This window comes from Aquimarina aquimarini (assembly GCF_900299535.1).
Taxonomy (GTDB): Bacteria; Bacteroidota; Bacteroidia; order Flavobacteriales; family Flavobacteriaceae; genus Aquimarina; species Aquimarina aquimarini.
This window is the reverse complement of sequence record NZ_OMKE01000049.1, coordinates 150,350-162,013: the sequence shown is the minus strand read 5'-3', so window position 1 is coordinate 162,013 and position 11,664 is coordinate 150,350. Positions and strand designations below refer to the sequence as shown.

At 29.9% G+C, this 11,664-nt stretch carries 13 protein-coding genes and 1 pseudogene; 4 read left to right on the top strand and 10 right to left on the bottom strand.

Annotation, left to right across the window (positions count from 1 at the left end):
* The 3 genes and pseudogenes from DG508_RS18370 to DG508_RS18360 all read right to left on the bottom strand — a co-directional run.
* Nucleotides 1–238: pseudogene (locus DG508_RS18370) on the bottom strand (hypothetical protein); the annotation flags it as partial.
* A 310-nt stretch (nucleotides 239–548) separates the two neighbouring features.
* Nucleotides 549–1,073: a hypothetical protein gene (locus DG508_RS18365; protein ID WP_108869539.1), complete on the bottom strand. Its 525-nt coding sequence runs from the start codon at nucleotides 1,071–1,073 to the stop codon at nucleotides 549–551.
* The gene (locus DG508_RS18360) at nucleotides 1,066–2,814 is read right to left on the bottom strand and encodes a hypothetical protein (protein ID WP_108869538.1); all 1,749 of its coding nucleotides are present in this window, start codon (nucleotides 2,812–2,814) and stop codon (nucleotides 1,066–1,068) included. The genes DG508_RS18365 and DG508_RS18360 overlap by 8 nt, the downstream gene beginning before the upstream one ends.
* 148 nt (nucleotides 2,815–2,962) lie before the next feature.
* Here DG508_RS18360 and DG508_RS18355 point away from each other — a divergent pair, with 148 nt between their 5' ends.
* Both DG508_RS18355 and DG508_RS18350 read left to right on the top strand, forming a co-directional pair.
* Complete coding sequence (locus tag DG508_RS18355) at nucleotides 2,963–3,718, top strand: isocitrate lyase/PEP mutase family protein (RefSeq protein WP_108869537.1); 756 nt, start codon at nucleotides 2,963–2,965, stop codon at nucleotides 3,716–3,718.
* A 2-nt stretch (nucleotides 3,719–3,720) separates the two neighbouring features.
* A complete protein-coding gene (locus tag DG508_RS18350; protein ID WP_108869536.1) occupies nucleotides 3,721–4,779 on the top strand; it encodes a bifunctional transcriptional activator/DNA repair enzyme AdaA in 1,059 nt (352 codons plus the stop codon).
* 462 nt (nucleotides 4,780–5,241) lie between these two features.
* Here the strand turns inward: DG508_RS18350 and DG508_RS18345 are convergent, their stop codons facing one another.
* Together DG508_RS18345 and DG508_RS18340 are read right to left on the bottom strand one after the other, a co-directional pair.
* Nucleotides 5,242–5,883: a nucleotidyl transferase AbiEii/AbiGii toxin family protein gene (locus tag DG508_RS18345; protein ID WP_108869535.1), complete on the bottom strand. Its 642-nt coding sequence runs from the start codon at nucleotides 5,881–5,883 to the stop codon at nucleotides 5,242–5,244.
* 4 nt (nucleotides 5,884–5,887) lie between these two features.
* A complete protein-coding gene (locus tag DG508_RS18340) occupies nucleotides 5,888–6,397 on the bottom strand; it encodes a HigA family addiction module antitoxin (protein ID WP_108869534.1) in 510 nt (169 codons plus the stop codon).
* Nucleotides 6,398–6,930: 533 nt separating this feature from the next.
* Here DG508_RS18340 and DG508_RS18335 point away from each other — a divergent pair.
* Nucleotides 6,931–7,386, top strand: a complete 456-nt coding sequence (locus DG508_RS18335; protein ID WP_108869533.1) for a helix-turn-helix domain-containing protein — start codon at nucleotides 6,931–6,933, stop codon at nucleotides 7,384–7,386.
* Nucleotides 7,376–7,939 (top strand): PIN domain-containing protein, encoded by a 564-nt coding sequence (locus tag DG508_RS18330; protein WP_108869532.1) that lies wholly within the window; start codon nucleotides 7,376–7,378, stop codon nucleotides 7,937–7,939. The genes DG508_RS18335 and DG508_RS18330 overlap by 11 nt, the downstream gene beginning before the upstream one ends.
* A gap of 192 nt (nucleotides 7,940–8,131) precedes the next feature.
* Here the strand turns inward: DG508_RS18330 and DG508_RS18325 are convergent, their stop codons facing one another.
* From DG508_RS18325 to DG508_RS18305, 5 genes are all read right to left on the bottom strand, one after another.
* Nucleotides 8,132–8,686: an SMI1/KNR4 family protein gene (locus tag DG508_RS18325; RefSeq protein ID WP_108869531.1), complete on the bottom strand. Its 555-nt coding sequence runs from the start codon at nucleotides 8,684–8,686 to the stop codon at nucleotides 8,132–8,134.
* 79 nt (nucleotides 8,687–8,765) lie between these two features.
* Nucleotides 8,766–9,143, bottom strand: a complete 378-nt coding sequence (locus DG508_RS18320) for a DUF2200 domain-containing protein (protein ID WP_108869530.1) — start codon at nucleotides 9,141–9,143, stop codon at nucleotides 8,766–8,768.
* A gap of 358 nt (nucleotides 9,144–9,501) precedes the next feature.
* A complete protein-coding gene (locus DG508_RS18315; RefSeq protein WP_108869529.1) occupies nucleotides 9,502–9,996 on the bottom strand; it encodes a VOC family protein in 495 nt (164 codons plus the stop codon).
* A 75-nt stretch (nucleotides 9,997–10,071) separates the two neighbouring features.
* The gene (locus tag DG508_RS18310; protein WP_108869528.1) at nucleotides 10,072–10,887 is read right to left on the bottom strand and encodes an AraC family transcriptional regulator; all 816 of its coding nucleotides are present in this window, start codon (nucleotides 10,885–10,887) and stop codon (nucleotides 10,072–10,074) included.
* A 211-nt stretch (nucleotides 10,888–11,098) separates the two neighbouring features.
* A complete protein-coding gene (locus tag DG508_RS18305; RefSeq protein WP_159090920.1) occupies nucleotides 11,099–11,581 on the bottom strand; it encodes a hypothetical protein in 483 nt (160 codons plus the stop codon).
* Nucleotides 11,582–11,664 lie beyond the last annotated feature (83 nt).

Here is an 11,664-nt window from a genome sequence, read left to right as displayed (position 1 = left end):
CTACAAAACCCAAAGAAGCTCCTTGATTGGTCGCTCTAGTGTTGCTTTTACCCTCGATTATCAAGTTAGCATCAATATTTTGCACGGAATTTTTTGATGTAATTGGCGATGATAAATGAAGCGAGCCTTTTGGTGTTGTTGTTCCAATTCCTACATTACCTGTTGTAGGAAATGTGTTTTGAGCTTTAATTCCAAAGCTTATTCCAATGAGTCCAATCAATAAGATTGTTTTTTTCATAATTATTTTGTTTACCTATTTATTATAGATGTCTCAATAATTGTAATTGTTACCTAAATTTTTTGAGTAATTGCTGAGAATGTTGTAGTAAACTCAGCCTTAATATTGTTGATTAAATCGTTTGCGTAGCGATAGCAAGAGCAAACTATTTAATCAATGGAGTTTATGAAGTGTTCTGTTTAGTTTGGTTTTCTCAAAGCTAAGGAATTTTCTTTTCTATCCAGTAGAGAAAACAAACGGTGTTTCAAAAAAACAACGCTGGTATTTGGTTGTGGGTTTGTGTAATGGTTACTGGTGTTCTAAGCTTCTATTAATCACTTTTATCTATGATGTTAATTACGGGGGTTGGCTCAAGTTTTTTTGGTGGTTTTAATTTTTCAAATTTCTCTCTGTACTCGTTTTTGAAGTTTGGAAGATTATAATAGTTGTGCTTCTCAAATTCATTATAGTAGCGAAAATTTTTATCATCTAAAATGGTATATTCTATGATGTTGGGTTCTATACTATTTTCTTTTATATAGTATATTAAATATGCAAGTGTTTTACTTCTTTCTGAAAATGTTAAATTTTCTATTATGTATTTAGAACGTGTTAAAGAAAAAGTATATATAACTAATGATTTATAGTGCATTCCTTTCTTTAATTTAATAATATCTAAGTTCTTTTTATTAATTACTATAGAATCGTTCTTATTTTTTGCCCAAATAAATGTGCCGAACTTGTCTAAATTTTCAGGTGTAGAACTGTATAATAAATCTTTTTTAGTAATTACCTTTTGTGTTCCACATGATAGGGTTAAAAAAACTAGTATTAAGATATATATATATTTAATCATTATAAAAATGTTTAACTTCTTGTTGCATTACTAAACATTGAAATTTATCAAAATATAATCGCGATATATCATAGTCCATAAAATTAGTACTGGTTCCTTCTTTAATTTTAAAGCCTCTTCCTTTTTCTATCGCTATTTTTCTTTTAAAGTCTTCAATTTTATTCTCGAAGTCTTTTATTTCAGCATCATATTCATCAATTTCAGCTTGGTGCTTAGCTATTTTGGCTTGCTGTTCATCTATATATTCCTGACTATGTATTGAGCCATCTTCATTATATGCATAGTCATTCATTCTTTTTGTTTCAAAAGCAATATTTTCATTTCTATTTTCTATTAATTCTTTTCTATTTTGAATGTTTTCTTCATAATTAGTAATGTTCAAATTTTGGGTTGCTATATTTTTTGTTATTTCTGTAATTTCATCTTCTTCTGTTTTTAAAAAGACGTGTTCTAGCCCAAGCATATGACCCAATTCGTGCGCATAAACTTCACTCATACCTAATCCTGCTTTAAAAACAACAGTTCCTTGACTTCTAAGAGGATTACTTTGAGAATACCCCAAAGTGTCAGGTTTATAATAATTCTCTTCTGTTACAAAAAGTAAAGCTCCTTTGAATTCTCTGCTATATTCTGTATAGTATGCATCTTCTAATTCATCTAATAATAAACGTTTATCATTTTTTGTTTTAAATACTTTTTTTGTGCCAATAACTATTCCTGTAGCATCTTTCTCTTCGACTTCATATTCTTTATATTCATAGGCTTTATCTCCATCTTCACTTATCCATAGAGATGGTCTTTTGGATGCATTAGACTCAGTTGGTGTAAACTCCCAATTTTTAAATTCTTTTTTTGTACTATCATAAAACTTTCCCCAATTATCTGTAGCTAGATCAATAACAATCCTTTCTGGGTTAGTTTTTATGGTTTTAATTTTACATTGTATTCCTGCTTGATTTAGCGAATGTTTATTTAATGTGTCATCTAAACTGTTACCTAAATCTGTTGTTTTTGCCTTTATAGTTTTGTTATACAATATTGTTGCTTCACTTTTTTCTTTGACTTCTGTAGATTTAAAAACAACAGGGATAATTTTTATGTCTAAATCTACTTTTTTATTAGGATGCATTTCTATAATTCCAACTATATTTCCTTTTTCATCTATAGCTTCAATATAAGAATTATTTTCTGTTTCATTTTTTGCAAATATTTCTATATCGTATGTTGCTTTGTTTTTCTTTTTTAAAGGAATCTTTATGGTATCATTTAGTTGACCGTTGTAATTTATGTCATAATCTGTATTGGGTTTAAAGGTTATATATTCTTCATCATCTGCACTTTCTCTTTTGCTTATATAAATTGTTGTGAGTTTTAAAGTAGCTTTATTACCTTTTGGTAAATTCATCCAAGAGATATAGTATTGTTTCCCAAATCCAATACTTTTTTTAGGATATAAAGACTTTAGAATTTTATAGATATTAACATCTGTGGCAGATATATATTTTTGTTCAGTATCATTAAATGTATATTCTATATCAGACGCTTCTGTATCTTGGAATTTTTCAATGATGCCATTTTCAATATTCCATTCACACCAATCAAATCCAAATTCGCCCTTGTAATCATTTTTTGGCTTAAATACGACAATCGCTTTGTTGTCTTTTACATTTACACCAGAAAACAATAGTTCTCCTCTTAACTTTGGCACGTATTCTCCGAATACTATACTTGGATTCCCCATATTGTTGGTTTTAATGGCTTATAACAATAAAACACAGTCACCATAGTAACTATACTCTTTGTTATGTGCAAGCGGAAAAAAATACTCGTCCAATTTTCGGTTGCTGACTAAATTTCATCATAGTTACTTTGCATCAAAACATAAAAAGATGGAATTTAAAAATTTACACAGTCAAGATAAACCATTATTAATCGGAAATGTTTGGGATGTGCCAAGTACAAAAGCAGTTGAAAAATTAAATTTTCAAGCAATTGGAACTTCGAGTTCGGCAATTGCATCAATTTTAGGATATAACGATGGTGAAGAAATAGAGTTTTCTGAATTGGAATATTTCGTAAAGCGAATTGCCATAAACACAAATCTACCTTTGTCAGTTGATTTGGAATCGGGATATAGTCGCAAACCAAAAGAAATCGTTAACCACATTAAAAAATTAGCACAATTAGGAGTTATTGGAATTAATATCGAAGATAGTGTTATTAACGAAAAACGGATTTTATTAAACGCTAATGACTTCGCAAAGACACTTAAAGAAATAAAAGGGGAATTAGAAAAAGAGAATGTTGATGTTTTTATAAACGTGAGAACAGATACATTTATCCTACTTCAAGAGAATATCGTAGAAGAAACAAAAAAAAGAATTCAACTTTATGCAAATGCAGGAGCGGATGGAATTTTCGCACCTTGCATTGAGAAAGAAGATGATATTAAAGAAATTGTAAATTGTACAAATTTACCAATTAATGTAATGTGTATGCCTAACCTTCCAAATTTTGAGACATTAACAAAATTAGGTGTAAAACGAATAAGTATGGGGAATTTCCTTTTCGACAAGATGTATGATGAGTTTGAAGAGAGTTTACAAACTGTTTTAAATCAAAGTTCATTTAAGTCAATATTTTAAATATGTTAATTAAAGACAATAACAAAATCGAAACCTATTATCAAGCTCTGTTAGATAGAAAACAGAGCTTTGTTGGTATTTTCTTTGTAGGCGTAAAAACCACTTCCGTTTTTTGCATTGCTACTTGCAGAGCAAGAAAACCAAAAAAAGAGAATGTTGAGTTTTATACGACTTTTAAAGAGGCTTTGAATAATGGTTATAGACCTTGCAAGGTTTGTAAACCAACTGAAAATGCAAATCAAGCACCTGAACAGGTTGAAAATGCAATTATATTGGTTAAGGAAAATCCTAAAGAGAAAATAACTGATTATCAATTAAGGCAAAAAGGAATTAGTCCAGAAATTGTGCGTAGATGGTTTAAAAAACATTATGGTATGACTTTTCAAGCATATCAAAGAATGTATAGAATAAACAATGCTTTTCAAGAATTGAAAAAAGGAAAGAATACTACTCATACAGCTTTTGACACGAGTTACGAATCTTTAAGTGGTTTTGGCTACACTTTTAAAAAACTAGTGGGTAAATCACCAAAACAAAGTAAAAATAAAAATCTAATACTTATAAACCGTATTACGACACCATTAGGGCCAATGTTTGTTTGTGCAACCAACAATGGAATTTGTTTATTAGAATTTGTTGATAGACGAATGCTTGAGACGGAATTTAAAGACTTACAAAAGTTGTTAGAAGCAAATATCATTTCGGGCGAAAATGAACATATTAAACAAGTCAAAAAAGAGATTAAAGAGTACTTTCAAGGCACAAGAAAAACTTTTGATGTAAAACTTGAAACACCAGGAACTGATTTTCAAAATTCAGTTTGGAACTGTTTACAACAAATAGAATACGGAACAACTACAACTTACCAAAAACAATCAGAAAAAATTAACAATCCAAAAGCTATTAGAGCAGTTGCATCTGCAAATGGTTATAATCGAATTTCAATAATTATACCTTGTCATAGAGTAATTGGAAAAGATGGAAAAATGACTGGATATGGTGGAGGAATTGAACGAAAAAAATGGCTGATTGAACACGAACGAAATAATGCCAGCACATAACAAAGTGTAAAAACAATAAGGGTTTTAGTACTTAATTCTAAGTTCAGTGCATTTTACAAAGTCCGCCAAATTTACAATTTTGCATTCAGTTAAAAAATAAAAGAAAAAATTGTAAATTTGGCTAAGTGATAAACCGAAAAGCAAGTGCATTTTAACCCCTTACTATTCTTACACGAACCGATATACTTATAATAAAAATACTATTATTTTTTTATCATACCTATTGCAAGAAATAGCTGTAAAGATTAATGTAGGTGAAACTTTGGTGTCCTGTATATGGTGTTTACTGTAAAACTATACTATAGAGCGTATATTAAAGAAAGCCTTTGTAGAGAGGGGTATAGTGTGCTTTTTTCTTTTAATACCAAATCAAAAGATTTGGCGACTTTGCAAATAGACAAGGACCTTTCGGTTAAACACTAACCAGCCCTATTTGCTATATATAGTGTTAGCAAGTCGGCTTTATTTTTTTACTGATTCTTCAAAATCTAACTTAATTAATTCCCATACTTTTTCCTTGTAGCAGTTTGGCGTAAAATCATTCTCTGCTGTAGAAAAATCAACAACCTTTAGTAATATTTCATCTTTAGAAACCCCATAAGGATTTCTTTTGAAGTAAAAGTCTATCATTTCATCTAGTGTATAAGTTTCTAATAGCTCATGAATATCCCAAAAATCTTTTTTTCGTCCACCATTAGCTATTATTTCAAATTTCATTGCAACTACTTCTTCAATACTTGAAAACCTAACATTTTGTTCAAGAATACAAGGGAAAACAAAAGGATCTGTATAAAATAAATCCAATTTTACTAATTCATTTTCATTGTTACCAATAAAATAGGGCTTTCCCATACCAACTAAATCAACTGATGGCATATCTACATAAGTAAAGGTTTCATTTAATTTAGCTTCAAGTATAGTAAAGTCAATACTGCCGTATTCAGCGTCTGTAAATAAATCTATATCAATTGATTCTCTATGACCAATTTGTAGGCTTAGTGAAGTACCTCCAACTATTCTAAAACTATTAAACTCATCAATTGACATTAATTGCTTAAGAGAATTCCAAAGTAAATCAGAAACAGTATTCAAATACAATTCCATTTTGTTATATTAAATTATGTTCAATAATATTCTTTTCAAAAGAAGGTAAGTGACTTTTTTTTATTGATTTTATTTCCTTGGAAATATCTTTTTTTCCGTAGAATGAAATGATCTCATTTATTTCAGTTTTATTTCCCCTTTCTAAAATTCTTTTTATAACGGCTTTCTTATTTTTGTTCCAATCAATTTTATTAAAATCAGTGTCCCAAAAAATTATTCTTCTTATATTATTAATATTTGGTGTGTTTTTTATTTCAGATTCTGATAGTAATTTTACGTCATAACTTGCCTGTAATATCATGAAGTAATCTTTATCCGTTCTAAACTCTTTTGATAGTTTAATAGAAAGTTTTGGGTTAATGCCTCTTCTTTTATTGAGAATGGCACTTATTGTTTGTCTATGTTCACCAATATTGTCGGCTAATTCGCAACCTTTTAAGTTTCGTTTATTTAACTCCCATCTTAATAGTGTGCCAGGATGTATTCCTTTAATTTTATTTAATTTTGGTAACATAATTCATGTTTTATGGTAAAATACAAAATATTTATTGGTAAACAAAAACGTTTATATTAAATAAACAATTTTGTTTACTTAAAATTCAAAAATCATACCAATTTTATACTAATGAGTCAGCTGTTTGCTAACGCCAAATATATGAATTGGAGCAAGGCAAGCATACCTGAACCAATTGATCTATCTACGCATTTTTATTTCTTGTTAGTTTATAAAAATCTAGCTCATTTGCAAAAAGGAAATAACCTTTTGATCTAACACTAAATTGCTCTGATTTCATATATAATGTGACTGTTGCACAACTATCTTTTTTGATAAAAAACTAAAATCTTGAACGAAACCCTAAATAATTAGTATTAATAATCAGTGAGTTGTGTTTGTTTAGAAAATCAGAAAGGATGATTCTAGAAAGGTTTGGAGTCGTGCAACAGTTACCCGTGTTAGTAGTAGTTTTTAAAAAAAATTAACATCAGACGTAAGGTTGTTTCGTTTATTTCGTTTATTATTGTGTATAATTACCTAAAAAAGCGACAATGGAAACTTATAAAAAAATCAATAAGGCTTCAAAAGATGAGCAAAAGTTAGCAATGGAATCCTATGATGCTTTGGTTTCTGTGATTGAACAATTGAAATCAGAAAATCCAGAGATTGAAATTGAAGAGACTCAAGAGAGAATTAAAATTCCTTTAAGTGCTTTAAAATTTTTGGGTGAAATATTAAAGACAATGAGTCAAGGAAAGTCATTTTCATTAGTTCCAGTTGCAACAGAAGTTACAACCCAAAAGGCTGCTGAGATTATAGGTTGCTCAAGACCTCATTTAGTTAAACTACTTGAAGGTGGAGAAATAGAGTATACTAAAGTTGGTAAACATAGAAGGATTAAGTTTGAAGATGTTATGAATTATAAAAAGAGAATGAAGAAAATTCAGAAACAAAATATTATAGATATAATGAAGGCAGATGAAGAATTAGGGTTGTATGATTCATAGTGTAAGATTTAAATGCGTTTTAGATACTAATGTAATTTATCCGATTGAGATTCGGGATTTACTATTTTGGTTTGCCTATTATGATATGTTTACTCCAAAATGGAGTGGGCATATTTTTGATGAATGGAAAGATGTAATGGCAAGGAAAGGAGTTAGTGAAGAGGAAGCCAATAAAAGAGCTGAAAGGGCAAATACAGCGTTTCCTGATGCTTTAGTTAATAATTATTCTGGGTTAATTAGTAGTTTGACATTGCCAGATCCTAAAGATAGACACGTTCTTGCGGCAGCAATTAAGACAAATGCAAATATTATTGTAACAAATAACATAAAAGATTTTCCAAAAGAATATTTAGCTTCTTTTGGATTAGCAGCAAAAACAGCTGATGATTTCTTAACAGATATTATAGATTTAAATCCAGAGCGGGCAGTGAAAGCTTTTAAAGAACTGGTATTAAATAGAAGAAATCCAGATTTGGATGAGTTTCAAGTTTTGAATATACTCAGAAATAGAGGATTAAAAGATGCAGCTGATTTTCTACATTCACAATTGTAGTTAAATTATTGTTGAGAATAAAAAGACTATTATTTTTTATCATACGCTTTGTAGAAAATCCTCATAAAAAATTAATAAAATAGTATAGAGCTGGTATTGAGTAGTGAGAATACAGTATTGAGGCTTACAATAAAGTTGTTTTCTTTAAAATTATGGGTTTGTGTGATGGTTACGGGTGTTAGTGATTGTTTTTTACCCATTTACAAGTTCATCTATGTTTTGGGTTCCATTAATGAATTCCCAAAAATCATTAGCAATTAATTTAGCTCCTTCCCATTCTAAATAGCCAGAATGTACTCCATATATTTTGTATTTACTATGATTATTTTCTGAACGCATATCAAATACTATATGATTTCCCGAGCCATCTAAACCGAAAGATATAGCTCCTTTTATATATTCTGGTAATTGGTAAGCTATATTCATTTCTCTCAAATCGTTAGGGCCAAAAACACTAAATTCTCTTTCTCCTTTTAAAAAACCACAACCACTATATATCTTAATTAATTCAATGAATTCTTTTGGGAAAGTCCCCTCTGGAAAAGCCCAATTTTCAAACTTTTTTGGTTTCCATTCTCCATAGGTCTTGTCACTCCAATATGATGGTTTAATGTCATTTTTCCTTAAATCATTTAATTCTTCATTTGAAAGGGGTTGGTTCCATTCAGTTTGAAATTTAAGAATGGCTTCATTGGTTAATTCTTGGCGTTCTCCGTTTATTTCGTCAAATATATTTTTGATATTCATTTTAATAATTGCTAACACTAAATATATAAATCGGAGCAAGGCAATAAAGCCAAGAACCAATTGATCTATCTGCGTATTTTTATTTCTTTTCTTGTCGCAAAATTTTCTCCATTTTACGACCTTTTGCCAATTCATCAATCAATTTCTCTAAACGTCTACATTGTTTATACACTTCAAATTGATCTTCTATTTCTTCAATTCTATAACCACAAACAACTCCTTTAATCATGTGTGCATTGGGATGGATTTTTGCTTTTTCAAAAAACGTTCTAAATGTTACTTTCTCTGCAATAAGTGTTTGTAGTTTATCTTGATCAAAACCAGTTAACCACTCTATTACTTGATGGAACTCTTCTTTTGTTCTACCATGCTTTTTCAATCTATTCCAATAAAGGGGGTAAATAGATGCAAAGATCATATTAGCAACTTTTTCGTTTTTTTCAGCTGTAACCTTCATTTTTTACGATTTTAAATTGGAGTTTGCGAAGTGTTATGTTTCGTTTAGTTTTCTCAAAGCTAAGAAATTTTCTTTTCTATCCAGTGGGGCAAACAAACGGTGTTTCAAAAAAGCATCCTAATATTAATACCATTTACACTTTGAATTTACCGCAATAAAATTCTCTTCTTTGCATAAACAAAAAATAGTTGATTTTCTTTTTACAGTAAATTCAAAGTATAACCAGTATAACACCTCAAAACGATTATAATTACTGGCGTTGCCTATTATAGGTATACTTAATATGTGGAGGTGGAGTATAGAGGTGATTGTTTAACTATCATTTGTCTACTTGACTGTGTGCTCGCTTTTTCTGGGTTTAGTTTGGGGAATTTAGACCGATTTTATTTCCTTCAGTATCTAAAAACAAAGCAAAAAATCCATTTTCATCTGCGTGAGCCGTTTTTGGAACAATGATTTTTCCTCCATTTTTTTCGACCTTATCAAGAATGGTTTGAAGGTTGTTTCCTCCATTTAGATATATGGTTACTCCATCAGCTGAAGGTTTGTACCCTTCTGTTTTCATTATAACTCCTGTAACCATTTGTCCTTCGTATGGAAATATCCCCATTTCCATTCCTGGCATTTCCATTTTCTGAATGTTAATATCCAAAATTGCTTGATAAAAATTGACTGCTCGTGAAATATCGGTTGCTGGAATTTCAAAAAGGGAAATAAAACTTTTCATATCATTAGTTATTTGCTCTTGGTTAGAATCTACTTTTTGTACTTCTGGATTAGATTTATTTTGATTGTTACAGGCCATAAGACTAAAGGCAAGTATTACAGTAGTATTTAGTATAATTCTTTTCATTTTTTCCTGTTTAAATTAATGATACAAAATTAGATTATTTATGAAGGTTGAAATTGTAAAAATGCGACACTCAATCTATTTGTAGAAAAGAGTAGAAAGAGCCATGTTTTCATTTGCTAAAAACTCTTTTGGATTTGTTCCTGTAAATTCCTTAAAGTCTTTAATGAAGTGTGCTTGGTCATAGTATTCACTTTTATAAGCGATATTGGTTAGGCTTTCTGTCTCTTTATTAAGTAACATTTTTAATGCGGTTTGTAGTCTGATTACTTTACCTAATTGTTTTGGGCTAACTCCAATTTGTTTTGCAAACTTTCTCTCAAGTTGTCTTCTTTTTGTCAAGTCATCTTTAAGAATCGTTTTTATCGGTGCGTTTCCGTTTGTCAACAAAAGAGCATCAACGGTTGTTTTTACAATATTCTCAACAGTTGATTTGTCGTTTAACTTTTCTAAGAGAAATTTTTCTATGATTCCTATTCTTTGTTTAACGTCTTTGGCTTGGATTATTTTTTGCTCTAGTTCCTTGGCGATTTTTTCTTCAAATAATAATTCTAATGGTGTTTCTTTATTAGCAAGGTTTTTAATTGGTTCTGCTACAAAATTGGCAAACCCATAAGGATAAAATCGGATTGCAAATGTATTGACGTATCCTGTTGGTTCGATATAAAATGGTTCAATGGTTTGTCCCAGCACCATTGCACGTGGTTGTAGGATAAATTCATCTTTAGAGGTATATCGTTTTATGTCGTCTCCAAGAATAAAAGCCATCTCAATACAGCCATCAGGAACAATACGTTGTTTTTGCGAATCATTATCAGCAGGTACTTCTAAAGTCCAATAACAACTAATAAGAGATTCTAAATCTGGATGAGGCTGAAATGTCTGATAATTCATTAATAGTTCGTTTTTTCTTAGTGTTGGTTAAGACACATCCTTTACATAAATTAAAGGTTAAGTGTTTGCACTAAATTAGTTTCTAAACTTGTTGATTGTTGTTTATTTCTTGTTCAAGTTATAAAAACTTAGTACCACTACAAAAAAGAAATGTCCTCTTGATGTAGTACTAAATTTTGCTCTGATTTCATATAGAATGTTACAGCACGTTTTAATTTTTTATAACCGGTGGTGGTGAAGGAATATTTTTGAACTCAAAATCTTTTTCAGATTTAGATTTGATTTTTTCTAATCCAGCTTTATCTACTAATCTTATTTCATCTATCAAAGTGTTATCTCTATTTTTGAAAAGCAGGGATAATTGTCCAAATTCCTCTTTTGTTTCTTTATTGAAAAAATGAAATGAGTATGTTGGGGGTTCTTCATTAATAAGAACTAGATAATAAGTAACTTCCAGTTCAGAGGTATCTATATCAGACTCTAGTTTTGAGATTTGTGAGATTGTTTCTTGTAATTTTTCTCCTTCATACCATTCAGATACATCAGAGCTACTGTTTTTGTTAGCTATAGTTCTTCCAATTTTTTCACATTGTATAGTGTAAGGGGCAAATTCAGGTTGAAATATTGTCTTTTTTTCTTGCGAAAGAACTCCTCCTGTAACCAATATAGTTATTAATAATATATGTTTTTTCATAGGTGTGGTAATGTCTTGACTATGATTGGCACAAGAATTAAAAGAAGTAAGCTTTTGATTAAACACTGAGCCAAAAGTTTATA

Bases quoted from the DNA above. Each gene is read 5' to 3' on its own strand.
- DG508_RS18345 (WP_108869535.1), bottom strand. From the start codon at position 5,883: ATGGAATTGTATTTGAATACTGTTTCTGATTTACTTTGGAATTCTCTT.
- DG508_RS18305 (WP_159090920.1), bottom strand. From the start codon at position 11,581: ATGAAAAAACATATATTATTAATAACTATATTGGTTACAGGAGGAGTT.
- DG508_RS18335 (WP_108869533.1), top strand. From the start codon at position 6,931: ATGGAAACTTATAAAAAAATCAATAAGGCTTCAAAAGATGAGCAAAAG.
- DG508_RS18325 (WP_108869531.1), bottom strand. From the start codon at position 8,686: ATGAATATCAAAAATATATTTGACGAAATAAACGGAGAACGCCAAGAA.
- DG508_RS18360 (WP_108869538.1), bottom strand. From the start codon at position 2,814: ATGGGGAATCCAAGTATAGTATTCGGAGAATACGTGCCAAAGTTAAGA.
- DG508_RS18330 (WP_108869532.1), top strand. From the start codon at position 7,376: ATGATTCATAGTGTAAGATTTAAATGCGTTTTAGATACTAATGTAATT.
- DG508_RS18350 (WP_108869536.1), top strand. From the start codon at position 3,721: ATGTTAATTAAAGACAATAACAAAATCGAAACCTATTATCAAGCTCTG.
- DG508_RS18365 (WP_108869539.1), bottom strand. From the start codon at position 1,073: ATGATTAAATATATATATATCTTAATACTAGTTTTTTTAACCCTATCA.
- DG508_RS18340 (WP_108869534.1), bottom strand. From the start codon at position 6,397: ATGTTACCAAAATTAAATAAAATTAAAGGAATACATCCTGGCACACTA.
- DG508_RS18355 (WP_108869537.1), top strand. From the start codon at position 2,963: ATGGAATTTAAAAATTTACACAGTCAAGATAAACCATTATTAATCGGA.
- DG508_RS18320 (WP_108869530.1), bottom strand. From the start codon at position 9,143: ATGAAGGTTACAGCTGAAAAAAACGAAAAAGTTGCTAATATGATCTTT.
- DG508_RS18310 (WP_108869528.1), bottom strand. From the start codon at position 10,887: ATGAATTATCAGACATTTCAGCCTCATCCAGATTTAGAATCTCTTATT.
- DG508_RS18315 (WP_108869529.1), bottom strand. From the start codon at position 9,996: ATGAAAAGAATTATACTAAATACTACTGTAATACTTGCCTTTAGTCTT.